We start from the raw sequence: 26,379 nt of genomic DNA on the forward strand, positions 1-26,379 counted from the left end.
GCTCGGCACATAGGCAATTGCGAATTACTTCCATTCAGGAGCCGCCCTATGTCCCGCACGCTAGACACCCTGCTGCGCCCCAGTCTGTTGGCCGTGGCCATTGCCCTCAGCACACCGCTGATCACGCCTCAGCTATTGGCGGCCGAACAGGCCTCCAGCGTACGTGCCTATAACTTGCCGGCGGCGCCTCTGGCCAGCACGCTCAACCAGATCGCCAGCCAGGCCGGCCTGGCGCTGACCCTCGATCCGGCCCTGGCCGCCGGTAAAACCTCCGCCCCCGTAAACGGCCAGTTCGATGCCCAGAGCGCGCTGCGCCAGGCACTGCGCGGCACGGGGTTGCAGCTGGAACAGAGCAGCGCCGGAACCTTCACCTTGGTGGCGATTCCGGACGGCGTAGTGGCATTGCCGGAAACCAACATCACCGGGCAAGGCAGTTATGAAAGCGCATGGGGCCCGGCCCAAGGCTACCTGGCGACACGCACCGCCGCCGGCACCAAGACCGACACCGCCCTGGTGGAAGCGCCGCGCTCGATCTCCGTCGCCACCCGCCAGCAGATGCAGGATCGCAGCGTTCATACCCTCGACGACGCGGTGAAATACATGCCCGGCATCGTGTCCGCCAGCTACGGCAGCGACACGCGCTACGACTGGATGCGCGTACGCGGCTTTGAGCCGACGCAATTTCTCGACGGCCTGCCGTTGCCGCGTGGCGTGTATGCCAACCCGAAAGCCGAGACCTGGAACCTCGATCGCCTGGCCCTGCTGCGCGGACCGGCCTCGTCGGTGTATGGCCAGACTCCACCGGGGGGCCTGCTGGACATGGTCAGCAGCCGTCCCAGCGAGCAGGCCAGCCACGCGGTGCAAGTGCAGTACGGCAGCGACAATCACCGCCAGATCAACTTCGCCAGCACCGGCAAGATCGACGACGACGGCCAGTTTCTCTATGGCCTGAGCGGCGTGGTGCGCGACTCCGGCACCCAGGTCGATCACATCGACAACAAGCGCTACAACATCGCCCCCAGCCTGACCTGGAACATCGACCCCGACACCCGGCTGACCTTGCTGTCGCAGTTCACCCGCGACGATACCGGCACCACCAGCCAGTTCCTGCCGATCCAGGGCACCAAGATCAAATCGCCGCTGGGGGAGGTGTCCCACCACAAGAACCTCAGCGATCCGGACTATGAGTTCTACGACCGTACCTACTACGCGCTGGGCTATGCCTTCGAGCATCGCCTCAACGATACCTGGCAATTCAAGCAGAACCTGCGTTACACCAAGTCTGAGCTGTCGTTCCAGCAACTGACCGTGGGCTCCTACGCCTTCTCGCCGGCCGACGCGGCGGGCAATATCAGCCGGTCCACCACCAATGTGGACGAGAACATCGGCCAGTTCGCCGTGGACAACAACTTCCAGGCCGACTTTGCCACGAGGGACATCACCCACACCCTGCTGCTGGGCCTGGATCATCAGCGTACCGACACGTCCTATCTGTCGATCTTCGGTCTGGCCTCGGGCACCAATATTTTCAACCCGAGCTACGGGGGCCCGACCGTCCGTCCTGCGCGCTCCACAGCGTTCTATGACTACAACCAGAAAACCGTGCAAACCGGGCTATACGTCCAGGACCAGATGGCGTTGGACAACTGGCGCCTGACCTTGGGCGGCCGTGAAGACTGGGTGCACCAGGGCACCACCTACTTCAACAAGAACGACGCGACCAACACTGACCGCAGCAAGAACTTCAGCGGCAACGCGGCCTTGAGCTACGTGTTCGACTCCGGTTTCGTGCCGTACTTGTCCTACGCCGAGTCGTTCCAGCCGGCGAGCAACGCCAGCGTTGACCCCGTGAAGTCGTATAAACCCACCGAAGGCAAGCAATGGGAACTGGGGGTCAAATACCAGCCGCCCGGCTCCAACACCCTGCTGAGCGCGGCGGTCTATGACCTGACCCAAAAGAACGTGCTGGTGACCAGCTTCCAGGCCGGCGGCGTTTCCGTCACCGACCAGACCGGCGAAGTGAAGGTCAAGGGCCTGGAATTGGAAGCGGTGTCTGACGTGACCGATAACCTCAAGGTGATCGCCGCCTACACCCTGGCCAAATCCGAGGTGCAAAAAGGCCAATACAAAGGCAACCGCCTGCAACTGATGCCCAACCAGCAAGCGTCGCTGTGGACCGACTACACCTGGCACACCGGGGTGCTCGATGGCTTCGGCATCGGCTTTGGCGCGCGTTACACCGGCAACACCTACGGCGACCAGGCCAACACCTGGCTGGGTAAGGCCAACGCCTACACCGTGTTCGATGGCGCGGTGCATTACGACCTCGGTCGCCTGGACAACAGCCTCAAAGGCGCGTCGCTGAAGGTGAACGCCACCAACCTGTTCAACAAGGACTACCTGTCCACCTGCGATGGCAACTACTGCTACTTCGGCGACCAACGCAGCGTCGTCGCCAGCGCCACGTACCAATGGTGATCGGCGCAGAGGCTGCAGGCTGAAACATGAAAAGCACAACCATCCGCCGCTGGTCCTTCGTCCACACCTGGACCAGCCTGATCTGCACGGTGTTCCTGCTGCTGCTCGCCCTCACCGGCCTGCCGCTGGTGTTTCACCACGAGATCGACCATCTGCTGGGCAACGAACCTCAGCTCCAGCAGATGCCGGCCGATACGCCGCGATTGAACCTGGAACAACTGGTGAACAAGGCCCTGGCCCATCGCCCCGGAGAGGCCCTGCAATACCTGGCCTGGGATGAAGACGACCCGAACGGTGTGATCGCGATCATGGCCGCCACCGCCGGCACGGAGCCAAACGCGTCCCACACCTTCATGCTCGATGCGCGCAGCGGCGACGCGCTGGAGATGCCCTCAGCCAATGGCGGTTTCACCTTGTTTTTGCTGCGCCTGCATGTGGATATGTTCGCCGGTCTGCCGGGCAAGCTGCTGCTGGCGTTTATGGGTGTGCTGTTTATGTTGGCGATCATTTCCGGCACGGTGCTGTACCTGCCGTTCATGCGCCGGCTGAAATTCGCCAGTGTGCGCCGGGACAAAACCACCCGCCTGCGCTGGCTCGACCTGCATAACCTGATCGGCGTGGTTACGCTGACCTGGGCCCTGGTGGTGGGCGTGACCGGCGTGATCAGCGCCTGCGCCGACCTGCTCATCGCCGCCTGGCGCCAGGACAGCCTTACGGCCCTGATCGAACCGTACAAGGACGCGCCGCCGCTGACCTTACGCGCCCCAGCCAGCGAGTTGCTGAGCATCGCCGCACGCGCCGCACCCGGTATGCAGCCGGACTTTATCGCCTTCCCCGGCACGCGGTTCTCCAGCGAGCACCACTATGCGGTGTTTATGAAGGGCAGCACGCACCTGACTTCGCACCTGCTCACCCCGGTGCTGATCGACGCCAGCACCCTGCAAGTCACGGCGATTGCCGAACGGCCGTGGTACATGGACGCCATGGGCATGTCCCAGCCGCTGCACTTTGGCGACTATGGCGGCATGCCGATGAAGATCCTGTGGGCGCTGCTGGATGGGCTGACCATCATCGTGCTGATCAGCGGAATTTACCTGTGGATCGCCAAACGCAGGGCGGGCAAGGCATGAGGCCGCGCCAGTCGAGTTTCTGGAAGGTGTTCGGCATTCCGTTGGGAATCGGCCTGCTCAGCGCCGCCGGGCTGTTTGCGGCGTTACTGGGGGATGGCGGGTGGGATGCGTTGAGTTGGGTGGGGTTGGGTATACCAGCGGCCATTGGTAGTTGGGGGTTGTTCAAGGGGCGTGGCTGAGGGCCTCATCGGGGGCAAGCCCCCTCCCACACTTTGAATGTGTTCACAAATCAAAAATGGGGCTTGCCCCCGATGAGGCCCTCAACCTGCCCCTCGCCAGCCACCGCACGACCCTCTAGGCTAGCCACAGTCAATCCAGAGGAATACCCATGTCCACGCCCAGCATGACCTTGTTCCACAACCCTGCATCGCCGTTCGTTCGCAAAGTCCGCGTGCTGCTGCTCGAAACCGGCCAGCAGGACCGCGTGGCCCTGCACGCCTGCATGCCGACCCCGGTCAACCCCGATGCGCAGTTGGTCGACGGCAACCCGGTGGGCAAGATCCCGGCGTTGCGTCTGGCTGACGGCTCGGTGCTGCACGACAGCCGGGTGATCCTCGATTACTTCGACCACCAGCACGTCGGCAACCCGCTGATCCCTCGCGACGGCTCCGCACGCTGGCGCCGCCTCACATTGGCCTCGATGGCCGACGGCATCATGGATGCCGCCGTGCTGGTGCGCTACGAAACCGCCCTGCGCCCGGTAGAGAAGCACTGGGATCAGTGGCTCGACGAGCAGCGCAACAAAATCCGCCGCACCCTCGCCGAGCTGGAACAGAATGCCATCGCCGAACTGGCCAGCCACTTCGACATTGCCGCGATCAGCGTGGCCTGTGCCCTGGGTTATCTGGATTTTCGCCATCCGGATATGCAATGGCCCGTGGACAACCCACAGCTTGCCGCCTGGTATGCCGACGTCAGCCAGCGGCCTTCGATGCAGCAGACCCAGCCACCGGCCTGACCTGCACACCGACCCAATGTGGGAGCGGGCTTGCCCGCGACTGCGGTATGTCATTCAGCACATCGGTTTCTGAACCACCGCTATCGCAGGCAAGCCCAATGCCACAGTGGGCAGTGGTGACAGCAAGGAATGTGGCGATCCTTGTGGCTAACTGCGCGCCTACTTGTCGATCCTCGCGCAAGCCGATCATTGCACCGCCTCCAGATCAAACTGCAGCGGCTCGCTCGCCTTGCGCTTGCCCACCCCGTACCAGTCCAATTTGCGCGTGAGCACCATCACCGTACCCAGCAGGCCGAACAACAGCAGCGAACCCATCAGCAGCGCGTAATCCTCCGCACTCAACAACCCGTACAACAAGCCATACAACGCCGCGAGCCCCGCTGAGAACCCCAGGCCGTGGGCGACGCTGCGCAGCACATGGCACACATAGAAACCGATCAACACCACACACGCACTCGCCGAGATCAGATACGCCAGGGCAAACCCCAGGTGCTCGGACAGCGACAACAACAGCAGATAAAAGAACGCCAGCGCCACCCCCACCAGGGCGTATTGAATCGGGTGCACCGCCAGGCTCTTGAGCACTTCGAACAGAAAGAAACCGGCAAAGGTCAGGGCGATAAACAGCAGCGCGTATTTGATCGCACGATCGCTCTTGAGGTACTGGTCCACCGGGTCGATGAAGTTCACGCCGAAGCTGCGGTTGTTGAAGTCGTCACAGCCTTCACGGTCCAGGCAGGTTTGCAGGGCCTGTTCGAGGTTGGTGGAGAAGAATGAGGTCTGCCAATTGGCGGTGAAGCCTTTGTCGGTGATGTCACGCTGGGCCGGCAGGAAGTTGCCGATAAAGCTGGGGTGCGGCCAATTGGACGCCAGCGATACCTGACTGGTCTTGCCCACCGGCACCACTTGCAGTTGTTCGGTGCCTTGCAGGCGCAGGTCGAAGGCGAAGTCCACCACCGCCGGTTTTTTACTGTCCTGCTCCGGCAGCGTGACATGGACGCCCTCCCCCAGCCAATCCACTTGGGTGCCCGGCGAGAACTCCAGGCGTTGGCTGCCTAGCTCCAGCTTCAGGGCGTTTTCGATGCCACGGATATCGCTGATGCCCACCGCCAGAAACGCCGGTTCGAAGCGGTAGTCTGCGAAATTTTCGTTGATGCCCAACTGCGCGGGCAGCTCGAAGCGCCCACTGATGCGGCTATCGGCATGGAACAGCCGTGCCTGGTAAATCCCCCGAGCGCGCAGTTCGGTCTGCACCTGGCCGTCGAGTTCAAAACGGTCCGGCAGGAAATACAGGCGCCCGCGTTCTTCACGGGTTTCCTCGTAGCGCTTGTTGAGTTTTTCGTTGAGTTTCCATTCACGCACGGTCTTGCGATACGGCACCACCATGACCGGGCCGGTCAGGCGCTGGGCGAAGCTGGAACTGCGGGCGATGTCCATCACGACACCGTCGCGCAGTTGCTGGCGGTCACTGATGATGCCGTTGATCATCAACAACGGAATCAGTAACAGCAGGATCAGTAGCGCAATGGCGCCAAGTTTGAAAAGCAGGCTGCGGTTCATGGGGCTCTCCCTGTTTTGATGGGCAGAGCGTGAGCCGCGCGCGTGGGGGTTTTATGTGGGTACTGTGGAGACTGTGTGGAGATGCAGCACCACCTGCACTCCACCCGGCACATTGCCGATCAGCAACGCACCGCCGTGCAGCTTCATCACTTCCTCAACGAAGTTCAAACCCAGGCCCGTGCTCTTGCGCCCACTGGCCGGACGCGGCAATGAATAGAACCGCTCACTCAAACGCGGCAAGGCATAGTCGGGAATCGGCGCGGCCTGGTTGAACAGGGTCATCTGCACATCGTTGTGCTGGCGGCTCGCACTGAAGCGCAACGTGCCACCCGGCGGGGTGAAATCCAACGCGTTATCCAGCAAGTTGCCCAGCGCCTGGCGCAACAGGAACGGCTCGCCAAACACGTTCACATCCGCCGCAATCCCTTGCTCGACGTGTAACCCAGCGCCTTCGATGCGCGCGCATTGGGCATTGAGCACATCGCTCACCAGGGCCGCCAGCGGGATGCTCACCTGCTCTTCCAGGCCCTGGCGTTGTTCGACCTGTGCCAGGTTCAACAGGCGTTCGATCAACTGCTGCAAGCGTGCGCTTTCGCTGTCGATATTGCCGACAAAACGCTGCTGTTGCTCGCGGGTCATGTCGCCCTGCAACAGCTCCGCCGCGCCGCGAATGGCCGCCAGCGGGCTTTTCAGTTCGTGGGTCAGGGTGTGTACGTAATGTTCTACGTAGGCTTTGCCTTCCAGCTGTGTGCGCATGTGCTCCACAGCGGTGGACAGTTGCTTGAGTTCGCCGCCACGGTAGTGCGGCAGCTCGGCGCGGCGGCCCTCGCTGACGGCTTCGGCATAGGCGGTCAGACGGCGCAGGGCGGCGCTCACCCACCACGACAACAGCGCGCCGAGCAGCAAACCGAGGATGACCAGCCCGGCGCCGTACCAAAGCAGGCGCCGCTCGGTACGGTCGACATAGGGCTGCAACGAGCTGTTGGGCTTGGCCACAGTGACCACGCCGATGATCTGGCCGTTATCGCGGATCGGCGCGCCCACATGCATCACCGACGAGGTGGCGTCCTGCGGGTTACTGCGGGTGGAACGCGCGCCGTATTCGCCGCGCAGGGTCAGGTAAACGTCGTTCCACTTCGAATAGTCCTGGCCCACCGCCACGCCGCTGGAGTCGAGCAACACGGTGCCGTTGGCGTCGGTGACGTAAATTCGATGGTTAACCTGGTTTTTCGGTAGCCCCCAGATGGTCGCGCCCGGCTGACGATTGCCGTAAGCCTTGAGCAGCGCGGGCCAGTGGCTCTGGCCGAGGGTGCCGTTTTTGACGTCATCGCGCAGGATCTCGGCCAGCAGGTTGGCGGTGTCCACCAGGGTTTCTTCGGTGGATTGGCGCACGCCGGGGCGGATTTCCTTCATCACGGTGCTGAGCACGAAATAGCCGGTCAGGCCGATAAACAGCGCGTACACCAGGAACATCCGCAGCCCCAGGCGCATCAGCTGTGGCTCGGGCTGTAGCTGTAGCCGAGGCCGCGGTGGGTCTGGATCGGTTCGGCTTGGGCGGCAATGCCGCGCAATTTGCTGCGCAGGCTTTTGATATGGCTGTCGATATTGCGCTCGTAGCCGGCATCGGCAGGCACGCCCACGGCGTCGAGCAACTGTTCGCGGCTGAACACCCGCTCCGGTTGTTCCAACAGGCTCTGCAGCAGACGAAACTCATGGCGCGTCAGGCTCAAGGGCTGGCCGCGATAGGCGATCTGCATGCGCTCCAGATCCACCTGAAACAGCGCCGGCGCCACACCAGGGCCGACGCGCTTGAGGATCGCCTTGACCCGCGCCGCCACTTCCCTTGGGCTGAACGGCTTGACCACGTAATCGTCGGCGCCGATCTCCAGCCCCACGACCCGGTCGATCTCACCGTCGCGGGCACTGAGGAACATCACCGGCACTTCGCTGAAGCGGCGCAATTGCTTGCAGGTTTCAAAACCACTGATGTCCGGCAGGCCGATGTCGAGGATGATCAGGTCGGCCGGGGTCTTGCGCTGATGCTCCAGCGCCGCCTGGCCCAGGCTCAGCCAGGTGGTGCCGAAGCCCTCGCCTTGCAGGGCGAATATCAGCGTGTCGGCAATCGCCGCTTCGTCTTCGACAATCAGGATGTGGGGCATGGCAGTCCGTCAGCAGTCCGGTTTGTCGGCAGTGTACCGACGGGCCGGGTTCACCGCAGCGCCGAATTCACGCAGGGCCTTGGCACCGATCAGCAACGGGTAATTGAAGCTGCTGCGGTCGGTGAGGTTGACCTCGACGGTACGCTTGACGTTGCCCAGGCACATTTCCAGATCGATCACTGGGCGCTTGGCCACGCTGGCTTCATCTTTTTCGTCGTCTTCGTCGGCGCGGCTCTTGATCTTGCTGATGCGCGAGACTTTGTGTTCGAAGACCTTATCGGATGCGTCCTTGCCGCCCAGGCGGAAACGAACCCAGTCATCACCATCGCGGGTGAAGGTTTCGATGTCGCGGGCCGACAGCGAGGCAGTCAGCGCGCCGGTGTCCATCTTGGCCTTGAAGGTTTCGCCGATCTCCGGCAACTGGATGTATTCGTAGCGACCGTAGAGGGTCGGTTCGGCGGCCATGACCGGCAGGGCAACCAGGGCGAGGGAGGCAAGGAGCAGTTTCACGAAGTGATTCCTCGGAAAAGAAGTAGGCGGATTCTAGACCGCATAAGCGCTACTTAGTTAGATCACCCGGCGTTTTGTGATTTGGCCTCTAGACTCAAGCTGCTTATCATGGCCCGCCCACACAATTCCAAGAGTTGCTTATGCGCCGCCTGCTCACCGGCTGTTTGGTTACATTGCTGCTGTTACTCAATACGCTGGTCCTGATCGGACCGCTGATGGTGTTCGCCCTGCTCAAACTGGTGGCGCCTGGCCGCTCTCGGGACTACATGTCCTGGGCGGTGATGTGGATCGCCGAGACCTGGGCCGAGATCGACAAACTGATCTTCGCCCTGTGCATTCCGACCCAGTGGGATATCCGCGGCGGCGATGAGCTGCGCCGTGACACGTCGTACCTGGTCATCAGCAACCATCAATCGTGGGTGGATATTCCCGCGCTGATCCAGGCCCTCAACCGTCGCACGCCGTTCTTCAAGTTCTTCCTGAAAAAAGAGCTGATCTGGGTGCCCTTCCTCGGCCTGGCCTGGTGGGCGCTGGATTACCCGTTCATGAAGCGCTACACCAAAGCCTTCCTGGCCAAACACCCGGAATTGGCGGGCCAGGATTTGAAGATCACCAAACAGGCGTGCGAGCTGTTCAAGCGCCAGCCGGTGACAGTGGTCAATTACCTGGAAGGCACGCGCTTCAGCCAGGCCAAACATGCGCAGCAGGCTTCACCGTTCAAGCGGCTGCTCAAGCCCAAGGCGGGCGGTGTGGCGTTTGTGCTGGCGGCAATGGGCGAACAGCTGGATGCGATTCTCGACGTGACCGTGGTGTACCCGTCGCAGAAGATCCCGGGGTTCTGGGACTTGATCAGCGGCGCGGTGCCGAAGGTGATCATCGATATCCAGACCCGCGAGCTGGACCCGGCGTTGTGGCAGGGGGATTACGAGAACGATCCGGCCTTTCGCCAGACCGTCCAGAGCTGGGTGAACCAGCTCTGGAACGAGAAGGATGCGCGTATTGACGAACTTATCCAGTGACCTGTCGGCACCAACAACTGACGCGTGGCCGACTCACTCGGTCAGAACGAAATTGACGCATCATTATCTGCGCTAAAACCCAAGCTCCCAACGCTCCCGGAAGCTTGCGCGCCGGCGGAAACCCCAACACCGCCCTCCCCAGCTTGGCCGCTGTTTTTCATGTCAGCGAACGTCATGAAACTATCACCCTCGGCTGGCTTGTCGCAGCCGCAACCTTGTGCCGACCCGTATGTAGAAAAGGAATTAAACATGTTCTGCAGTACATTGAACTCGCTCATCGAACGGTCTCCAGAAGTGGTTGGACGTCTACCCTGATACGCCACATTCGAACGTACCAGACAGCATCGATAAGTGGATAAAGCCTTGCCGCCAGTTCCTAGCTCGGCCGAATTATCGATAGATCAAAAGGCCGCCCAACAAGGGAACGGGTCGCAAGGCGACATAAAATCAGAGCCTTTCAGTTGTCAGTGCCCCAAGCCGAGGCCAGCTTGCCCAGCACCGAACTGTTGGCGCCCTGGCTGCCCAGAAATTGCAGAATCACCGGGGCAAACTGGCCGACCATGCCACTGTCCATGCCCAAGGCGCTGAAGGCGGTGTTGAGGTCGTTGGTGTTTTTTACATTGCCGAGCAGGCCGTCCAGGCCGCTGGTCTTGCTGCCGCCGGTCTGGCCGAGCATGCCGCTCAAGGCTCCAAGGCTGCCGAGGGCATTGTTGCCCGACAACTGGTCAAGCCCTGGCACGCTCTGGCCCAACTGCGAATAATCTTTGCCGCTCAACTGATTGCGCGCCAGGCCGAGCATCGCGCCGGTGCCGCCGATGGCTTGCTCCGGGGTAACGTTCAACTGCGAGGTCAGGGTGCTCAGCAGGTCGGCCGTCTGGGACGACGGTGCGGCAGCAGCGGCTTTGTTGTTACCACCCTGCATACCCGCAATGGCATTGGCCGCGTCGCCCAGGCTGAAGCCTGCGGCCAGTGCGGGCCCGGCGGCCAACGTCATCAGGCAGGACAGGGCGAAACCGCGTGAAATCTTCATGGATACAACCTCAGGATGTAGGGGCGAAAGCAGGTTTTTGACTGGGTAACCGGTCGGTTGTTCCGAGCCAGGGAGGAACCGATCCGGCCTAAGCGAGTCCATGAACTGACTACAAAATTTGTCAGGAAGAGACTTATGACTGCGATCAAACCCCAAGTGATTGAGCACAAGCCTCCATTCTGGAGCCGCCCTCGCCTGTTCATCGGTGCCTGTGTCGTGGTGGTTGCCGGTATCGGCGGCGCGATCTACACCCAGGACAGCGTCAAATCCGCTGCCACCCTGGTGACCACCACCCAGCAGCCGGCCGCGCAAATCATGGCGCACAAAGACTACCTGGAAGTGCAACCCATCGCCGCCGCCGCCGCAGAGCCGGACAAGAGCCTGGAACTGTGGGCGATTCCCAAAGACGGCACGCCGATCTCCCTGGGCCTGTTGCCGGAGGACGGCAAAGGCATTATCGGCCTGAACCCACGCCAGCAAGCGTCCATCAGCAAACCGGTGGAGTTGATGGTGAGTTCGGAAACCAAAGGCGGCTCGGTGAGCAAACAACCGACCGGGCCCACTGTCTATCAGGGCGCACTGGCCAACCGCTGATATCCCAATACCACAAGCCAATGTGAGAGGGGGCTCGCCCCCGATGGCGTCGATTCAGTCACCTGTTTACTGACTGAATCAATACCATCGGGGGCAAGCCCCCTCCCACATTTGGCTCTTGCTGTGCCTGGGTTTTACGCCGCGCTGAACAACTTGTGCGGATCAATCACAAACTTCTTCGGCACGCCCGCATCGAACTCGCCGTAGCCCCGTGGTGCGTCGTCCAGGCTGATCACCTGCACGCCGACGATCTCGGCGATGTTGATGCGGTCCCACATGATCGCCTGCATCAGCTGGCGGTTGTACTTCATCACCGGGGTCTGGCCGGTGTGGAAGCTGTGGGATTTGGCCCAACCCAGGCCGAAACGGATGCTCAGGCTGCCCATTTTCGCGGCGGCGTCGACGGCACCCGGATCTTCGGTGACGTACAGGCCTGGGATACCGATCTTGCCCGCTACGCGCACTACGCCCATCAACGAGTTGAGTACGGTGGCCGGGGCCTCTGCCTTGACGCCATCGTGGCCATGGCCGCGCGCTTCAAAGCCCACGCAGTCGACCGCGCAGTCCACTTCCGGCTCGCCCAGCAACGCGGCGATCTGTTCGTGCAGCGGCGTATCGGTGGACAGGTCCACTACTTCAAAACCCTGGGCCTTGGCGTGGGCCAGGCGGATGGAGTTGACGTCACCGACGATCACCACTGCCGCACCCAGCAGACGCGCCGACGCAGCAGCGGCCAGGCCAACCGGGCCGGCACCAGCGATGTACACAGTGCTGCCTGGGCCAACGCCGGCCGTCACCGCGCCGTGGTAGCCCGTCGGCAGAATGTCGGAGAGGCAGGTCAGGTCGCGGATTTTCTCCATGGCCTTGTCGCGGTCCGGCAGTTTGAGCAGGTTGAAGTCGGCGTACGGCACCAGCACGTACTCGGCCTGGCCGCCAGTCCAGTCGCCCATGTCGACGTAGCCATAGGCGCCACCGGCACGGGCCGGGTTGACGGTCAGGCACACGCCGGTGTGTTGCTCTTTGCAGGAACGGCAGCGCCCGCAAGCCACGTTGAAGGGGACGGAAACCAAGTCGCCGATTTTCAGGTTTTCGACGTCGCTGCCCTTCTCGATCACTTCACCGGTGATTTCGTGACCGAGCACCAGGCCGGTCTGGGCAGTGGTACGGCCGCGCACCATGTGTTGGTCGGAGCCGCAGATATTGGTGGAGACCACGCGCAGGATGACGCCGTGCTCGATCTTCCTGCCACGGGGGTCCTGCATTTTGGGATAGTCGATTTTCTGTACTTCGACCTTGCCGTTGCCGAGATACACGACACCACGATTACCAGACATGTCAGTCACCTCTATATTTATCGTTGTTGAGAGAGTGGAGCGAGCTTCAAGCGGCAAGCTACCAGCCGCAAGAAGTGTGCAGTGCCGCTTTTTCCTGCGGCTTGAAGCTTGCAACTTGCCACTAAAGAACGACCGTCCTGTTAGCGTTCAAGAACACACGTTTTTCGATGTGATACCCAACCGCCCGGGCCAGTGTCAGCCCTTCGATATCGCGGCCCTTGGCAATCAAATCCTCGGGATAGTGGCTGTGATCCACCACCTCCACGCCCTGGGCGATGATCGGGCCTTCGTCCAGGTCGTTGTTGATGTAATGCGCAGTGGCGCCCACCAGTTTCACGCCCTTGTTGTACGCCTGGTGATACGGCTTGGCGCCCTTGAACCCCGGCAGCAATGAGTGGTGAATGTTGATGGCCTTGCCATCGAGCTTGCGGCACAGCTCCGGCGACAGCACTTGCATATAGCGCGCAAGAATCACCAGTTCGGCACCGGTGTCTTCCACCACTTGCCACACCTGACGCTCCTGGGACGGTTTGTCGTTGGGGTCGAGGGGGAAATGGTAGTAGGGAATCTGATGCCAGTCGGCCAATGGCTTGAGATCGGGGTGGTTTGACACCACCGCCACCACGTCCATCGACAATTGGCCGATACGCTGGCGGTACAGCAGATCGTTCAAGCAGTGATCGGCCTTGGACACCATGATCACTACCTTTGGCCGGTAGTTCGGTGCCGTCAGCTCGAAGATCATGCCAAACGCTTCGCCCCGCGCAGCCAGCCCATCGCGAAAGGCTTGCTCGTCGAACCCGTCGGGCTGGCGGAATTCCACGCGAATGAAAAACCGGCCCGAGAGGCGGTCATCGAACGAATGGTGCTCGGTGACGTAGCAGCCCTGCTCGAACAGGTAGCGGGTGACCGCGTCCACCGTGCCGAGCACGCTGGGGCAGTCGGCGGTCAAAATCCATGTATCGGGTGCGCGGCTCATGGGTTATTCCTCAGGCTTGGACACTCAGGCCGAATTCCGCCGAGGCATCCTGCAACCACAGCCACCAGTAATCCGAGAAGCTGCGACGGATCACCAGCTCCCAGGTGTCTTCGGCGGTATGGCGGATCACCAGTTGCGACTTGGCGAACACCGTGCCTACCGCTTTGCCCACTGGGAAATTATTGGGGTGCACGTCGTAGCTGGTGGATTTCATCAGCACATCGCGCACGTTCGGGCCGCTGAGTTCGAGGATCTGCTGGCCGCCGCTGACGTTGACCACCTGAATATGCAGGTCGCCCAGCGCGGCACGCAGGTTCTGCTCTGCGGCGAATTCCTCACCGCTCGGCACCACCAACAGCCACTCATCCGGGCCGAGCCATTGCAGGCTGGTTTCGCCTTTGACAATAACTTGCAGGGCGCCAGGCAATTCGATGCCCAGGGCCTTATGCACGCCGGCGGCGAACGCGGCATCGTGGCCATCGCCACGAATGGTCAGGTGGCCGAGCAGTTTCTTTTCGCGCACGGTCACACCGGCGTTCTTGCGGCCCTTACCGACCAGGCTGGCGAGGTCGGCATGGTGCAGCGACGACTCGGCCTTGGCACCGGTAGTGGGGCGTTGTTGGTACACATTGGCTGCTGTCATAAAGCACCTGTTCTGAATTCTGTTGTGTGGCTACTGGCGTCATCGGGAGCAAGCCCCCTCCCACAGGGGAATGCATTCCAAATGTGGGAGGGGGCTTGCTCCCGATGGCCGCGCCTCGGTCTATCAAATGTTCTGGCGATCACCTTTCGGGTCGAAGAACACCGAAGACACAATCTCAGCCTCGATCACGCTGCCATCGGCCTGGGGCGAGAACACCCGTTCGCCGATGCGCTTCAAGCCGCCTTTCACCACGCCCATGGCAAACGAATAGCCCAGGGAGTTGTGCGCGTAGCTGGAGGTGACGTGACCAACCATCTTCATCGGGATCGACTGCTTCGGATCGAGCACCAGTTGCGCGCCCTCCGGCAGCCACACCTTAGGATCAATCGGCTTGAGGCCCACCAGTTGCTTGCGCTCTTCGCGCACGCAGTCTTCACGGTTCATGCCGCGCCAGCCGATCCACGAGAACGGTTTGGTACGGCCAACGCACCAGCCCATGTTGAGGTCGTCCGGGGTCATCGAGCCGTCGGTATCCTGGCCGACGATGATGAAGCCCTTCTCGGCCCGCAGTACGTGCATGGTTTCGGTGCCGTACGGAGTCAGGTTGTACTTCTTGCCGGCGGCGACAATCTGTTCCAGCACGCCCATGGCGTAGTCGGCCTGCACGTTGACTTCGTACGACAGCTCACCGGTAAACGAAATGCGGAACACCCGCGCCGGCACACCGCCCACCAAACCTTCTTTCCAGGTCATGAACGGGAAGCCGTCCTTGTCCAGGTCGATGTCGGTGACTTCCGCCAGCAGCTTGCGGCTGTTGGGGCCGGACAGGGTCATGGTTGCCCAGTGGTCGGTGACCGAGGTGAAGTACACCTTGAGGTCCGGCCATTCGGTTTGCTGATAGATTTCCAGCCACTGCAGCACGCGGGCGGCGCCGCCGGTGGTGGTGGTCATCAGGAAGTGGTTGTCGGCCAGGCACGCGGTCACGCCGTCGTCGAAGACCATGCCGTCTTCCTTGCACATCAGGCCGTAGCGCGCCTTGCCCACGTCGAGCTTGGTCCAGGCGTTGGTGTAGATGCGGTTGAGGAACTCACGGGCGTCCGGGCCCTGGATGTCGATCTTGCCGAGGGTGGACGCATCCAACAGGCCGACGCTGTCGCGCACGGCCAGGCATTCGCGTTTCACCGCGGCGTGCAGGTCTTCACCGTTGCGCGGGAAGTACCAAGGACGTTTCCACTGGCCGACGTCTTCGAACTCGGCGCCATTCTTGACGTGCCACGCGTGCAGCGCGGTGTAGCGCACGGGTTCGAAGATATGCCCACAGTGCCGGCCCGCTACGGCGCCGAAGGTGACGGGCGTGTAGTTGGGGCGGAACATGGTGGTGCCCATCTGCGGGATGGTCACGTTCAGCGAGCGCGCAGCGATAGCCAGGCCGTTAACGTTGCCCAACTTGCCCTGGTCGGTGCCGAAGCCCAGCGCGGTGTAGCGCTTGACGTGCTCGACCGACTCGAAGCCTTCGCGGGTGGCCAGTTCGATGGCGGCAGCGGTAACGTCGTTCTGCAGGTCGACGAATTGCTTCGGCGCCCGTGCGGTCGCTTTGTCGTGCGGCACCTGGTAGATCGCCAGGGTAGGTTCTTCCAGACGGCTCAGGGCCTTTGGCAGAGTGCCTTCCACCGGCGCGAAACCGGCTTCGCTGGCGGCGCGCACGCCCCCTTCGAAACCATCGGCCAGGGAATCGCCGAGGCCGTAGACGCCGTTGATACCACCGACGCACACGCGTTTCTGCGGCGCTTCGCCAGGGACGAAACCAAGAATGTCTTCACGCCAGATCGGCTTGCCGCCCAGGTGCGAAGCCAGGTGAACCACCGGGCTGTAGCCGCCGGAGCTGGCCACCAGGTCGCAGTCCAGCCACTCGCCGGGGCTGGTGACTTTATGCGCCTTGACGTCAATCGCGGCGACACGCGCAGCGGTCACGCGCTTGGTGCCACGGGCTTCGACCACGGCGCTGCCGGTGAGGATGCGGATACCTTTGGCGCGAGCTTCTTCCACCAGCGCACCGCGTGGGTTGTGGCGCACATCGGCGACGGCCACCACGGCCAGGCCGGCGTCGAACCAGTCCAAGGCCACGCGGTAGGCGTGATCGTTGTTGGTCGACAGCACCAATTTTTTACCCGGTGCCACGCCGTAACGGCGCACGTATGTGGAGACCGCACCGGCGAGCATGTTGCCCGGCACGTCGTTGTTGCCGTACACCAGCGGACGCTCGCACGCGCCGGTGGCCAACACCACGCGTTTGGCACGCACACGGTGAATGCGCTGGCGCACCACGCCGATCGGCGCACGGTCGCCGAGGTGATCGGTGAGGCGCTCGTGAATGGTCAGGAAGTTATGGTCGTGGTAGCCGTTGACCGTGGCGCGGGGCAGCAGCACCACGTCCGGCAGGCTTTTCAATTCGGCGATCACACTGGCGACCCACTCGCTGGCGGGCTTGCCGTCCAGGCTTTCGCGGGAGTCGAGCAACGAACCACCGAACTCTTCCTGCTCATCGGCGAGGATCACGCGGGCGCCGCTACGCGCAGCCGCCAGCGCCGCCGCCAGCCCGGCAGGGCCTGCGCCCACCACCAGCACGTCACAGTGACGGTTGAAGTTGTCGTAGGTGTCCGGATCGTTCTCGGTCGGCGAGCGGCCCAGGCCGGCGGCCTTGCGGATGTACTTCTCGTAGGTCATCCAGAACGATTGCGGGTACATGAAGGTTTTGTAGTAGAAACCCGGCGGCATCAGCTTGCCGCCGACCTTGCCGAGAATGCCCATCATGTCGTTGTTGACGCTCGGCCAGCCGTTGGTGCTGGTGGCGACCAAACCTTGATACAGCGCCTGTTGTGTGGCGCGTACGTTAGGAATCTGGGTGGCTTCGGTCGCGCCGATCTGCAGCACTGCGTTCGGCTCTTCGGCACCGGCGGCAAAGATGCCGCGAGGGCGCGAGTACTTGAAGCTGCGGCCAATGATATCGACGCCGTTGGCCAGCAACGCGGCGGCCAGGGTGTCGCCTTCGAAGCCTTTGTAGGTCTGGCCGTTGAAGCTGAAGGTCAGGACCTTGTTACGGTCGATCCGGCCACCGTTGGACAGGCGATTGATCTGGCTCATACCTTCTCTCCAGAAGCCTTGGCGGTGAATTGCGGCTTCTCGCCAATCTTGTAGGTTTCAAGAATTTCGTAGGTCACGGTGTCGCGGGTCGCGTTGAAATACTGGCGGCACCCGGCGGCGTGAATCCACAACTCGTGGTGCAGGCCACGGGGGTTGTCGCGGAAGAACATGTAGTCGCCCCACTGCTCGTCGGTGCAGGCGTTCGGGTCTAGCGGGCGCGGGATGTGCGCTTGGCCGGACGCGTGGAATTCCTCTTCGGAGCGCAGTTCGCCACAGTGAGGACAGAAGATATGCAACATAGGGAATTTCTCCTGTTAGTGGGCGACGGCGGCAGCGCCGTGTTCGTCGATCAACGCACCGTTGTGGAAACGGTCGATGGAAAAAGGTGCCGCCAATGGGTGCATTTCACCCTTGGCGAGGCTGGCGGCAAACACGTTGCCTGAGCCCGGCGTGGCCTTGAAGCCACCGGTGCCCCAACCGCAGTTGAAGAACATGTTTGGCACCGGGGTCTTGGAGATGATCGGGCACGCATCCGGGGTGGTGTCGACGATGCCGCCCCACTGGCGGTTCATGCGTACGCGCGACAGCACTGGGAACATCTCGACGATGGCCTGGATGGTGTGCTCGATCACCGGGTACGAACCGCGCTGGCCGTAGCCGTTGTAACCGTCGATACCGGCACCGATCACCAGGTCGCCCTTGTCGGACTGGCTGATGTAACCGTGTACGGCGTTGGACATGATCACGCTGTCGATAATTGGCTTGATCGGCTCCGACACCAGCGCTTGCAGCGGGTGGGATTCGATTGGCAGGCGGAAACCGGCGAGCGAAGCCATGTGACCGGAGTTACCGGCAGTGACCACACCAACGCGCTTGGCGCCGATAAAGCCCTTGTTGGTTTCCACACCGATGCACACGCCGTTTTCCTTGCGGAAGCCGATCACCTCGGTTTGCTGGATCAAGTCCACACCGAGGGCATCGGCGGCGCGGGCGAAGCCCCAGGCCACGGCATCGTGACGGGCCACGCCGCCACGCCGTTGCACGGTGGCGCCGAGCACCGGGTAGCGGGTGTTTTTCGAGCAGTCCAGGTACGGAATCTCGTCGGCTACTTGCTTGGCATTCAGCAGTTCGCCATCCACGCCATTGAGGCGGTTGGCGCTGACGCGGCGCTCTGAGTCACGGATGTCCTGCAGGGTGTGGCACAGGTTATAGACGCCACGCTGGGAGAACATCACGTTGTAGTTCAGGTCCTGGGACAGGCCTTCCCACAGTTTCATCGCGTGTTCGTACAGGTGCGCCGACTCGTCCCACAGGTAGTTGGAACGCACGATGGTGGTGTTGCGCGCGGTGTTACCGCCGCCCAGCCAACCTTTCTCGACCACGGCCACATTGGTGATGCCGTGTTCCTTGGCCAGGTAGTAAGCGGTCGCCAGACCATGCCCGCCGCCGCCGACGATGACCACGTCGTACACCTTTTTAGGGGTCGGCGTGCGCCACATCTTCTGCCAGTTTTCGTGATGGCTGAGTGAGTGCTTGAAGAGGCCGAAGCCCGAGTAGCGTTGCATAGTCATTACTCCAATACCGCGCTCAGCGATAAACCGGGAAATCAGCGCACAGGGCAGACACGTGCTTGGCCACGTTGGCCTCGACATCGGCGTCGCCGAGGTTGTCGAGGATGTCGCAGATCCAGCCAGCCAACTCGATGCACTGCGGCACTTTGAAACCACGCGTGGTCACCGCCGGGGTGCCGATGCGCAGGCCCGAGGTCACGAACGGCGACTGCGGGTCATTCGGCACGGCGTTCTTGTTGACGGTGATATGGGCGCGACCGAGGGCGGCATCCGCCTCTTTGCCGGTCAGGCCCTGACGGATCAGGCTGACCAGGAACAGGTGGTTATCGGTACCGCCGGACACTACATCGTAGCCGCGTTTGATAAACACGCTGGCCATGGCCTGGGCGTTGTCGATCACTTGCTGTTGGTAAGCCTTGAAACCCGGCTCCAGCGCTTCCTTGAAGCACACCGCTTTGCCGGCGATCACATGCATCAGCGGGCCGCCCTGGGCGCCAGGGAACACGGCGGCGTTGAGCTTCTTCTCGATCTCTTCGTTGGCCTTAGCCAGGATCAAACCGCCACGCGGACCGCGCAGGGTTTTGTGGGTAGTGGTGGTGACCACATCGGCGTAAGGCAGCGGGTTCGGGTACAGACCGGCGGCAACCAGGCCGGCGACGTGGGCCATATCGACGAACAGCAGCGCGCCCACCTTGTCGGCGATCTGACGGAAACGAGGGAAATCCAGAGTCTTGGAGTAGGCGGAGAAACCGGCCACCACCATCTTCGGCTTGTGCTCCACCGCCAGGCGCTCGACTTCGTCGTAGTCGATCAGGCCGGTGTCGGTGTTGATGCCGTATTGCACCGCGTTGTACAGCTTGCCCGAGGACGACACTTTGGCGCCGTGGGTCAGGTGACCGCCGTGGGCCAGGCTCATGCCGAGGATGGTGTCGCCGGCATTGATCAGCGCCAGGTACACCGCGCTGTTGGCGGACGAACCGGAGTGCGGCTGCACGTTGGCGTAATCGGCACCGAACAGTTGCTTGGCGCGCTCGATGGCCAGGGCCTCGACTTTATCCACATGCTCGCAGCCACCGTAGTAGCGCTTGCCTGGGTAGCCTTCGGCGTATTTGTTGGTGAGGCCGCTGCCTTGGGCTTCCATCACCCGCTTGCTGGTGTAGTTCTCTGACGCGATCAGCTCGATATGATCTTCCTGGCGCTGCTCCTCGGCATTCATCGCCGCCAGCAGTGCGTCGTCATATCCCTGAATCTGGTCTTGTTTGCTGAACATCGCGTCTCTCCCAGCCTTTCGTATTGTTAAGGCCCTCGCAGGGCCCTTTGATGCGATGGTAGGGCTGGCGTAGACAGGTCAAATGCCTGCGCACGCCACGCAAAGGTGCGTTTACGACATTACCGAATCAACACCAAATAAATGTGGGAGGGGTTAGGCAATGATGTGGCGCAGGAGTAGCAGCAGGAGGAAGTGCGTGGGATACAGGGCGTAGGCCCAGCGGCGCATTGCTGGCGGCGAGGTGCTGTGGGCATGTCGCAATAAGACCAACCCCGCCCATGGCGCAATCAGGCACGCGACCAGCCCCAACAGCGCCACCGGCGTGCCGCTATTGAGCAGGATCTGCCATTGATTGGCGGCCACGCAGACCAACCCTGGCAACACACTGAAATACCAAGGCCGGCGAAATACCAGCAACATCGCCAGCGGCAGCAATACACCCAACAAACCGAACATTAAGTGCGCTGAAAATACCGCCGCTATCGTGACCGCGATCAACGCCAATCCTCGATCAATAAACGTCTTCTGCTGCCATCCTCGGGCAACCAGCAGGCCCAGCGCGAGGGTCGGCAACACGTTCAACGTATCGGCATCCTCGATAAACAAGCGATACGGCACTTCGCTGATCACGCTGAACAGCAGCAACCAGCCCAGGTAGCGCCATTGACCGGTTACCGGGGCGTTGCGAACCCGGTGCAGGTTCGCCGCAATCGCCAGGCAAAACCACGGGAACGCCAGCCGACCCGGCACGTACAGGCCGTCCAGGCTCAAACCGACATAACGCAGGTGATCCAACACCATACTGAGCAGCGCCAGCCACTTGAGCAGGTCCAGAGCGCCGTCTCGGATGGGTCCGACAGGCAAGGTGTGAGCGCTGTGCATAATTCCCCAGTGACTTTGCATTTACAGTGCGTGCGCACGCCCAACAATCTTGGTTACAGTGCGCACCAATATCGACCACAGGAACGGGCCATGACCGACAAGAGCCAACAATTCGCCAGTGACAACTATTCGGGCATCTGCCCGGAAGCCTGGGCCGCCATGGAACAAGCCAACCACGGCCATCAGCGCGCCTACGGCGACGATGAATGGACCCACCGCGCCGCCGACGGTTTCCGCAACCTGTTCGAAACCGACTGCGAAGTGTTCTTCGCCTTCAACGGCACCGCGGCCAACTCCCTGGCGCTGTCGTCTTTGTGCCAGAGCTACCATAGCGTGATTTGCTCGGAAACCGCCCACGTCGAAACCGACGAATGCGGCGCGCCGGAGTTTTTCTCCAACGGCTCCAAGCTGCTCACCGCCCGCACCGAAAACGGCAAACTGACGCCGGAGTCGATCCGCGAGATCGCCCTCAAGCGCCAGGACATCCACTACCCCAAACCCCGCGTAGTTACCCTGACCCAAGCCACCGAAGTCGGTAGCGTGTACACCCCCGAGGAAATCCGCGCCATCAGCGCCACCTGCAAAGAGCTGGGCCTGAACCTGCACATGGACGGCGCGCGCTTCTCCAACGCCTGTGCGTTCCTTGGCTGCTCGCCGGCCGACCTGACCTGGAAAGCCGGGGTGGACGTGCTGTGCTTTGGCGGCACCAAAAACGGCATGGCCGTGGGCGAGGCGATCCTGTTCTTCAACCACAAGCTGGCCGAAGACTTCGACTATCGCTGCAAACAGGCCGGCCAACTGGCCTCGAAGATGCGCTTCCTCTCCGCGCCTTGGGTGGGCCTGCTGGAAAACGACGCCTGGCTCAAGCACGCCCGCCACGCCAACCACTGCGCGCAGTTGCTGAGCAGCCTGGTCGCGGATATTCCCGGCGTGGAGCTGATGTTCCCGGTGCAGGCCAACGGCGTGTTCCTGCAACTGTCGGAACCGGCCATCGCCGCGCTGACAGCCAAGGGCTGGCGCTTCTACACCTTTATCGGCAAAGGTGGGGCGCGCTTCATGTGCGCGTGGGATACCGAAGAAGAACGCGTAAGGGAACTGGCTGCGGATATCCGCGAAGTGATGAACGCCTGAGACGGGCGAATAGTGGCGCTGTGCCGAGACTGTTATTGGTTATTTCCGACAGCAACACAGCGAGTTTTCATTGACTAGCCTCTTGGAACCCGCAAGGAAATCGCCGCTGCAGCGGCTACCCTCGCGGGTATTACCATCCGCCGAACAATCGGCTGGAAACGGAAATCCAGAAGAGGTTTGAATCATGGAATATCAAAGCACCGGCAATACCCTGAAAAGCGACGGCACTGTCACCACCACCGTTATCGACTGGGACGAGTTCAGAAAAACCGCCCAGGTCGGCGACACCATCCGCGAGCCGTCGAGGACGCTGCGGATCTATGACAAAGTCTATGAATTGACAGCGTCAGGCCAGCACTTCGTGGTGCATATCTATGCCCAGTGATCGTTAACACTTGAGACTCGCGTCGCAGGCCAGCACTGCGACGCAGAGCTAGCAGATGCCTCCCTCCTCGCCGGCTTTTCGATATCGCCGTACGGTATAACAACTCGACATATAAACTCTGTCGCAACTGCAATTAAATTACTGACGCAATATTAAGTAGTAGTTGGGACAAGCAGTTACCCTAACCCACCGCACCCCATAACAAAAACCAAAACAAAAAACAAGCTGTCACTATTCACAGTTTACCAATCCACAGAGATTGTTAATTCTTACGGTGCGCGCACTTCAATGAACACCCACCCAAACCAATTGAAGGAATTTTAATCATGACAACTCAAAAAGCGGCTCCTATTCCGTATTCAGTCAAAACAACCGAAGAAAAACTTATTCTGGCCGTAAGGGAAAACGATATCATTGAAATAGATGGCCGAACTGCTCACGCAAAAAACGTGAAATACACGTTCAATTCAAATGGCGAGTTCATTAAGTCTTTTACGGCAGACCCTCATCAACCTTAAGTAATAAAAACGCTAATAGCACAGGGTGCCTCTTGTTCACCCTGCGCTATTAGTGACCCAATCAAAACTCACCCAACACTGGCGGTTATCGGCGTGTTTCAGAACTCAATCCGTACATCCCCCTTCGGCACACTGCAGCACGAAAGGATATAGCCTTCGGCTTCATCATCCTCGGTGATCCCACCGTTGTGCTCCATCTCCACTTCCCCACCCAGCTTCAGCACCTTGCACGTGCCGCAGATGCCCATGCCGCAGGCTTTGGGGATCATCAGGCCAAGCTTGGCGGCGGCGGCGTGTACGGTTTCGCCCGGCGCCACGCGGATGCTCTTGCCCGAGGTAATGAACTCCACCTGGTGCAGGTCCGCCAGGTCGACTTCCGGCGCGTCGGCGGCTTGTTCGGCTTGCTCCACCGCATCGGCGCGGGCTTCGGGTGGCGTGGCGCCGAAGGATTCCTCGTGGTAGCGCGTCATGTCGAAACCGGCGGCTTCCAGCAGGCGCTTCACGGCGGTCATGTAGGGCGTTGGGCCGCAGCAGAACACTTCGCGCTCCAGGAAGTCGGGCACCATCAGTTCGAGCATCTTGTGGTTCAGGTAACCCCGGTAACCGGCCCATGGTTCGCCCAGGCCGTGCTTTTCGCAGATCAGGTGCAGGCTGAAGTTATCGATCCGCGACGCCATGTGCTCCAGCTCGCGGTGGTAGATGATGTCTTTGGGCGAGCGGGCGCTGTGGACAAAGGTCATGTCGACATTGGCATTGGTGTCGTAGAACCAGCGCGCCATCGACATCACCGGCGTAATCCCCACGCCGCCGCTGAGGTACAGCACTTTCGGACTGGGGAAGTCGATGGCGTTGAACAGCCCCACCGGTCCGTGCACCGCCAACTCCTGGCCTTCATGCAAAGTGTCGTGCAGCCAGTTGGACACCTTGCCGCCAGGCACGCGCTTGATGGTCACCGAGAAGCTGTATGGCACCGATGGCGAGCTGGAAATGGTGTAGGAGCGCATGATCGGCTGCCCGTCGATTTCCAGCTCCAGGGTCACGAATTGCCCTGGTTTGAAAAAGAACAGGATCGGCTGGTCGGCCATAAAGCAAAAGGTGCGCACATCCCAGGTTTCCTGGATGACTTTGACGCAACGGACGATGTGCCGACCATTGGCCCAGGTCTGGGTGGTTACCGGATTCAGGAAATTATTGGACATGTTGTTCTCCACCGCCGAGGTCGGCCTTATGGTGGCGATTCTGCGTAACGCGAGAACCGCCCACTTACCTATCTGCGACATTCACATACTTATCGCGACCAGCCCCCATACCACGGGGCTTGCGCGTCGGGATCAGAGTGGGCCATGTCGCTCATGGATAAGGTTCGCCGCATCAGCAGCCCCACACTCGCTCCCAACAACGACGCTTTCTTTACGCCTTGCTGCACACCTGATCAGCCACTATTCGCCGGCCACACAGAATGGCCATGAGGACCTACACGATGGACGTCACCGCAACCTTAAGCTTGGGCGATCCGCTGGAACCCGCACGCAAGGCCACCGCGCAAATGCTGCAAGAGCGCGAGCGCACTTTTTCGCTGCCGCAGCCGTTCTACTGCGATGAGCGTTTGTTCGATATCGACATGCAGGAGATCTTCCAGAAAGAGTGGTTGATCGCCGGCATGACCTGCGAGATTCCGACCAAGGGCAACTACCTGACCCTGCAAGTGGGCAAGAACCCGATCATCGTGATCCGTGGCGCCGAGGGCGTGGTGCATGCGTTCCATAACGTGTGCCGTCACCGTGGCTCGCGCCTGTGCACCAGCGACAAGGGCAAGGTGGCCAAACTGGTCTGCCATTATCACCAGTGGACCTACGAACTGGACGGCCGCCTGCTGTTCGCCGGCACCGAGATGGGCGCCGACTTCGACATGAATCAATACGGCCTCAAGCCGGTCAACGTGAAGACCGCCGGCGGCTATATCTTCATCAGCCTGGCCGAAAACCCGCCGGCCATCGATGACTTCCTGTCGACCCTGAACCACTACATGGAACCCTACGACATGGAGAACACCAAGGTGGCGGTGCAAACCACCTTGATGGAAAAGGCCAACTGGAAACTGGTGCTGGAGAACAACCGCGAGTGCTACCACTGCGGCGGTTCGCACCCGGAGCTGCTCAAAACCCTGCTGGAATGGGACGACGTCACCGACCCACGCGCCGACCAGGCATTCAAGGACCACGTCGCCGCCTCGGCCGCTGCCTGGGACGCCGAGAAGATCCCGTACGCCCACGCCAGCTTCGGCCTGCGTAACCGCATCGTGCGGATGCCGCTGCTCAAGGGCACCGTGTCGATGACCCTCGATGGCAAACAGGGCTGCGCCAAGCTGATGGGCCGCATCAAGAACCCGGACCTGGGCTCGATGCGCATCCTGCACCTGCCACACTCGTGGAACCACTGCATGGGCGACCACATCATTGTGTTCACGGTGTGGCCGATCAGCGCGCAGGAAACCATGGTCACTACCAAGTGGCTGGTACACAAGGACGCGGTCGAAGGCGTGGACTATGACGTGGAGCGCATGCGCCAGGTCTGGGACGCCACCAACGACCAGGACCGTCGCCTGGCCGAAGAGAACCAGCGCGGCATCAACTCCACGGCCTATCAACCGGGCCCGTACTCCAAGACTTATGAGTTCGGCGTGGTGAACTTCGTGGACTGGTACAGCGAGCGCATGCTGAGCAACCTCGGCGCGGCACCGGCGCCTTACCTCAAAGGCGTGGCGGCACACGAATAAACGCTCCTAATCGTTGGAACTGTGGGAAGGGGCCTGGCCCCCTCCCACAATCGAACCTCGCACTGCTTACTATTTGATCAGTTCCCTCCCAGCCCCCTGCCCGCCTGCCCTCCAGCCTTTGCCCAACAACTTATCCACAAAGCCACCCACAGCAATTGTGGGCAACTGCGCCAACTACCCGAAAATAAGTGAAGAAAATCCGTGACTTATTCAAGTTACGGGTTGGGACGTGCATTTGATCATTTTTCGATCAATACGCTACAACCCAATAAAATCGTGGCTTTCAGCACTACGTGAACACCTTATCCACA

General features: G+C 61.2%; 25 protein-coding genes. 10 read left to right on the top strand and 15 right to left on the bottom strand.

The window, feature by feature from the left end; translation table 11 throughout:
- Positions 1–48: 48 nt before the first annotated feature.
- The 4 genes from HRH33_RS24715 (at position 49) to HRH33_RS24730 (ending at position 4,566) form a co-directional block, all read left to right on the top strand.
- On the top strand, positions 49–2,478 hold the full coding sequence (locus HRH33_RS24715) for a TonB-dependent siderophore receptor (protein ID WP_167417646.1): 2,430 nt from the start codon (positions 49–51) through the stop codon (positions 2,476–2,478).
- A gap of 26 nt (positions 2,479–2,504) precedes the next feature.
- Complete coding sequence (locus HRH33_RS24720) at positions 2,505–3,608, top strand: PepSY-associated TM helix domain-containing protein (protein ID WP_167417647.1); 1,104 nt, start codon at positions 2,505–2,507, stop codon at positions 3,606–3,608.
- Positions 3,605–3,787: a hypothetical protein gene (locus HRH33_RS24725; protein WP_034101129.1), complete on the top strand. Its 183-nt coding sequence runs from the start codon at positions 3,605–3,607 to the stop codon at positions 3,785–3,787. Before HRH33_RS24720 ends, HRH33_RS24725 begins: the two co-directional genes overlap by 4 nt.
- A 149-nt stretch (positions 3,788–3,936) precedes the next feature.
- On the top strand, positions 3,937–4,566 hold the full coding sequence (locus HRH33_RS24730; protein ID WP_167417648.1) for a glutathione S-transferase N-terminal domain-containing protein: 630 nt from the start codon (positions 3,937–3,939) through the stop codon (positions 4,564–4,566).
- 186 nt (positions 4,567–4,752) lie between these two features.
- On the opposite strand, the gene creD is transcribed toward HRH33_RS24730, so the two are convergent.
- From creD to rloA2, 4 genes are read right to left on the bottom strand one after another with little or no spacing between them, the layout of a single operon-like run.
- Positions 4,753–6,126: a cell envelope integrity protein CreD gene (gene creD / locus HRH33_RS24735; protein ID WP_034101132.1), complete on the bottom strand. Its 1,374-nt coding sequence runs from the start codon at positions 6,124–6,126 to the stop codon at positions 4,753–4,755.
- A 51-nt stretch (positions 6,127–6,177) separates the two neighbouring features.
- On the bottom strand, positions 6,178–7,617 hold the full coding sequence (gene creC, locus HRH33_RS24740) for a two-component system sensor histidine kinase CreC (protein ID WP_167417649.1): 1,440 nt from the start codon (positions 7,615–7,617) through the stop codon (positions 6,178–6,180).
- On the bottom strand, positions 7,617–8,285 hold the full coding sequence (gene creB / locus HRH33_RS24745; protein WP_034101136.1) for a two-component system response regulator CreB: 669 nt from the start codon (positions 8,283–8,285) through the stop codon (positions 7,617–7,619). The genes creC and creB overlap by 1 nt, the downstream gene beginning before the upstream one ends.
- 9 nt (positions 8,286–8,294) lie before the next feature.
- Positions 8,295–8,795, bottom strand: a complete 501-nt coding sequence (gene rloA2 / locus HRH33_RS24750; RefSeq protein ID WP_034101138.1) for a retropepsin-like aspartic peptidase RloA2 — start codon at positions 8,793–8,795, stop codon at positions 8,295–8,297.
- Between the two features lie 140 nt (positions 8,796–8,935).
- Here rloA2 and HRH33_RS24755 point away from each other — a divergent pair, with 140 nt between their 5' ends.
- The gene (locus tag HRH33_RS24755) at positions 8,936–9,814 is read left to right on the top strand and encodes an acyltransferase (protein ID WP_034139590.1); all 879 of its coding nucleotides are present in this window, start codon (positions 8,936–8,938) and stop codon (positions 9,812–9,814) included.
- A gap of 41 nt (positions 9,815–9,855) precedes the next feature.
- Here the strand turns inward: HRH33_RS24755 and HRH33_RS24760 are convergent, their stop codons facing one another.
- Together HRH33_RS24760 and HRH33_RS24765 are read right to left on the bottom strand one after the other, a co-directional pair.
- The gene (locus tag HRH33_RS24760; RefSeq protein ID WP_123479312.1) at positions 9,856–10,092 is read right to left on the bottom strand and encodes a hypothetical protein; all 237 of its coding nucleotides are present in this window, start codon (positions 10,090–10,092) and stop codon (positions 9,856–9,858) included.
- A gap of 179 nt (positions 10,093–10,271) precedes the next feature.
- The gene (locus tag HRH33_RS24765) at positions 10,272–10,844 is read right to left on the bottom strand and encodes a DUF2780 domain-containing protein (protein ID WP_167417650.1); all 573 of its coding nucleotides are present in this window, start codon (positions 10,842–10,844) and stop codon (positions 10,272–10,274) included.
- Between the two features lie 135 nt (positions 10,845–10,979).
- Between HRH33_RS24765 and HRH33_RS24770 the strand changes: the two genes are divergently transcribed.
- Positions 10,980–11,438, top strand: coding sequence for an anti-sigma factor (locus tag HRH33_RS24770; RefSeq protein WP_034139593.1), 459 nt, complete (start codon positions 10,980–10,982; stop codon positions 11,436–11,438).
- A 134-nt stretch (positions 11,439–11,572) separates the two neighbouring features.
- Here the strand turns inward: HRH33_RS24770 and fdhA are convergent, their stop codons facing one another.
- From fdhA to HRH33_RS24810, 8 genes are all read right to left on the bottom strand, one after another.
- Positions 11,573–12,772 (bottom strand): formaldehyde dehydrogenase, glutathione-independent, encoded by a 1,200-nt coding sequence (gene fdhA / locus HRH33_RS24775; RefSeq protein WP_017530750.1) that lies wholly within the window; start codon positions 12,770–12,772, stop codon positions 11,573–11,575.
- Positions 12,773–12,893: 121 nt separating this feature from the next.
- Positions 12,894–13,751: a formyltetrahydrofolate deformylase gene (gene purU, locus HRH33_RS24780; RefSeq protein ID WP_167417651.1), complete on the bottom strand. Its 858-nt coding sequence runs from the start codon at positions 13,749–13,751 to the stop codon at positions 12,894–12,896.
- 10 nt (positions 13,752–13,761) lie between these two features.
- Positions 13,762–14,394: a sarcosine oxidase subunit gamma gene (locus HRH33_RS24785; RefSeq protein WP_024077781.1), complete on the bottom strand. Its 633-nt coding sequence runs from the start codon at positions 14,392–14,394 to the stop codon at positions 13,762–13,764.
- A 123-nt stretch (positions 14,395–14,517) separates the two neighbouring features.
- Positions 14,518–17,535, bottom strand: coding sequence for a sarcosine oxidase subunit alpha (locus HRH33_RS24790; RefSeq protein WP_034101146.1), 3,018 nt, complete (start codon positions 17,533–17,535; stop codon positions 14,518–14,520).
- Positions 17,532–17,834: a sarcosine oxidase subunit delta gene (locus tag HRH33_RS24795; RefSeq protein ID WP_003194855.1), complete on the bottom strand. Its 303-nt coding sequence runs from the start codon at positions 17,832–17,834 to the stop codon at positions 17,532–17,534. Before HRH33_RS24795 ends, HRH33_RS24790 begins: the two co-directional genes overlap by 4 nt.
- 15 nt (positions 17,835–17,849) lie before the next feature.
- A complete protein-coding gene (locus HRH33_RS24800; RefSeq protein ID WP_010207084.1) occupies positions 17,850–19,100 on the bottom strand; it encodes a sarcosine oxidase subunit beta in 1,251 nt (416 codons plus the stop codon).
- A gap of 22 nt (positions 19,101–19,122) precedes the next feature.
- Positions 19,123–20,376, bottom strand: coding sequence for a serine hydroxymethyltransferase (gene glyA / locus HRH33_RS24805; protein WP_034101149.1), 1,254 nt, complete (start codon positions 20,374–20,376; stop codon positions 19,123–19,125).
- A gap of 153 nt (positions 20,377–20,529) precedes the next feature.
- Positions 20,530–21,258: a TraX family protein gene (locus tag HRH33_RS24810; protein WP_094064245.1), complete on the bottom strand. Its 729-nt coding sequence runs from the start codon at positions 21,256–21,258 to the stop codon at positions 20,530–20,532.
- A 90-nt stretch (positions 21,259–21,348) separates the two neighbouring features.
- On the opposite strand from HRH33_RS24810, the gene HRH33_RS24815 reads away from it, so the two are divergent.
- The 3 genes from HRH33_RS24815 to HRH33_RS24825 all read left to right on the top strand — a co-directional run bounded on the left by HRH33_RS24815 (position 21,349) and on the right by HRH33_RS24825 (position 23,292).
- A complete protein-coding gene (locus HRH33_RS24815; RefSeq protein ID WP_034115309.1) occupies positions 21,349–22,389 on the top strand; it encodes a threonine aldolase family protein in 1,041 nt (346 codons plus the stop codon).
- A 184-nt stretch (positions 22,390–22,573) separates the two neighbouring features.
- A complete protein-coding gene (locus tag HRH33_RS24820) occupies positions 22,574–22,774 on the top strand; it encodes a hypothetical protein (RefSeq protein WP_034139597.1) in 201 nt (66 codons plus the stop codon).
- A 326-nt stretch (positions 22,775–23,100) separates the two neighbouring features.
- Positions 23,101–23,292, top strand: a complete 192-nt coding sequence (locus tag HRH33_RS24825; protein WP_167417652.1) for a hypothetical protein — start codon at positions 23,101–23,103, stop codon at positions 23,290–23,292.
- Positions 23,293–23,390: 98 nt separating this feature from the next.
- Here HRH33_RS24825 and gbcB read toward each other — a convergent pair whose 3' ends face one another.
- Positions 23,391–24,491: a glycine-betaine demethylase subunit GbcB gene (gbcB, locus tag HRH33_RS24830; RefSeq protein WP_034139598.1), complete on the bottom strand. Its 1,101-nt coding sequence runs from the start codon at positions 24,489–24,491 to the stop codon at positions 23,391–23,393.
- A gap of 281 nt (positions 24,492–24,772) precedes the next feature.
- On the opposite strand from gbcB, the gene gbcA reads away from it, so the two are divergent.
- The gene (gene gbcA, locus HRH33_RS24835; protein WP_034101156.1) at positions 24,773–26,068 is read left to right on the top strand and encodes a glycine-betaine demethylase subunit GbcA; all 1,296 of its coding nucleotides are present in this window, start codon (positions 24,773–24,775) and stop codon (positions 26,066–26,068) included.
- Positions 26,069–26,379 lie beyond the last annotated feature (311 nt).

The sequence above is a fragment of the Pseudomonas rhodesiae genome (assembly GCF_013285305.1).
In the GTDB taxonomy this organism is placed as follows: domain Bacteria; phylum Pseudomonadota; class Gammaproteobacteria; order Pseudomonadales; family Pseudomonadaceae; genus Aquipseudomonas; species Aquipseudomonas rhodesiae.

Excerpts from the sequence above, each read along its gene's own strand:
- HRH33_RS24770 (WP_034139593.1), top strand. The coding sequence starts at position 10,980 with ATGACTGCGATCAAACCCCAAGTGATTGAGCACAAGCCTCCATTCTGG.
- HRH33_RS24730 (WP_167417648.1), top strand. The coding sequence starts at position 3,937 with ATGTCCACGCCCAGCATGACCTTGTTCCACAACCCTGCATCGCCGTTC.
- HRH33_RS24715 (WP_167417646.1), top strand. The coding sequence starts at position 49 with ATGTCCCGCACGCTAGACACCCTGCTGCGCCCCAGTCTGTTGGCCGTG.
- HRH33_RS24825 (WP_167417652.1), top strand. The coding sequence starts at position 23,101 with ATGACAACTCAAAAAGCGGCTCCTATTCCGTATTCAGTCAAAACAACC.
- HRH33_RS24810 (WP_094064245.1), bottom strand. The coding sequence starts at position 21,258 with ATGCACAGCGCTCACACCTTGCCTGTCGGACCCATCCGAGACGGCGCT.
- HRH33_RS24720 (WP_167417647.1), top strand. The coding sequence starts at position 2,505 with ATGAAAAGCACAACCATCCGCCGCTGGTCCTTCGTCCACACCTGGACC.
- HRH33_RS24785 (WP_024077781.1), bottom strand. The coding sequence starts at position 14,394 with ATGACAGCAGCCAATGTGTACCAACAACGCCCCACTACCGGTGCCAAG.
- gbcB (WP_034139598.1), bottom strand. The coding sequence starts at position 24,491 with ATGTCCAATAATTTCCTGAATCCGGTAACCACCCAGACCTGGGCCAAT.
- HRH33_RS24800 (WP_010207084.1), bottom strand. The coding sequence starts at position 19,100 with ATGCAACGCTACTCGGGCTTCGGCCTCTTCAAGCACTCACTCAGCCAT.
- creD (WP_034101132.1), bottom strand. The coding sequence starts at position 6,126 with ATGAACCGCAGCCTGCTTTTCAAACTTGGCGCCATTGCGCTACTGATC.
- creC (WP_167417649.1), bottom strand. The coding sequence starts at position 7,617 with ATGCGCCTGGGGCTGCGGATGTTCCTGGTGTACGCGCTGTTTATCGGC.
- HRH33_RS24795 (WP_003194855.1), bottom strand. The coding sequence starts at position 17,834 with ATGTTGCATATCTTCTGTCCTCACTGTGGCGAACTGCGCTCCGAAGAG.
- HRH33_RS24760 (WP_123479312.1), bottom strand. The coding sequence starts at position 10,092 with ATGAGCGAGTTCAATGTACTGCAGAACATGTTTAATTCCTTTTCTACA.
- creB (WP_034101136.1), bottom strand. The coding sequence starts at position 8,285 with ATGCCCCACATCCTGATTGTCGAAGACGAAGCGGCGATTGCCGACACG.
- purU (WP_167417651.1), bottom strand. The coding sequence starts at position 13,751 with ATGAGCCGCGCACCCGATACATGGATTTTGACCGCCGACTGCCCCAGC.
- HRH33_RS24725 (WP_034101129.1), top strand. The coding sequence starts at position 3,605 with ATGAGGCCGCGCCAGTCGAGTTTCTGGAAGGTGTTCGGCATTCCGTTG.
- HRH33_RS24790 (WP_034101146.1), bottom strand. The coding sequence starts at position 17,535 with ATGAGCCAGATCAATCGCCTGTCCAACGGTGGCCGGATCGACCGTAAC.
- HRH33_RS24765 (WP_167417650.1), bottom strand. The coding sequence starts at position 10,844 with ATGAAGATTTCACGCGGTTTCGCCCTGTCCTGCCTGATGACGTTGGCC.
- fdhA (WP_017530750.1), bottom strand. The coding sequence starts at position 12,772 with ATGTCTGGTAATCGTGGTGTCGTGTATCTCGGCAACGGCAAGGTCGAA.
- HRH33_RS24820 (WP_034139597.1), top strand. The coding sequence starts at position 22,574 with ATGGAATATCAAAGCACCGGCAATACCCTGAAAAGCGACGGCACTGTC.
- HRH33_RS24815 (WP_034115309.1), top strand. The coding sequence starts at position 21,349 with ATGACCGACAAGAGCCAACAATTCGCCAGTGACAACTATTCGGGCATC.
- gbcA (WP_034101156.1), top strand. The coding sequence starts at position 24,773 with ATGGACGTCACCGCAACCTTAAGCTTGGGCGATCCGCTGGAACCCGCA.
- glyA (WP_034101149.1), bottom strand. The coding sequence starts at position 20,376 with ATGTTCAGCAAACAAGACCAGATTCAGGGATATGACGACGCACTGCTG.
- HRH33_RS24755 (WP_034139590.1), top strand. The coding sequence starts at position 8,936 with ATGCGCCGCCTGCTCACCGGCTGTTTGGTTACATTGCTGCTGTTACTC.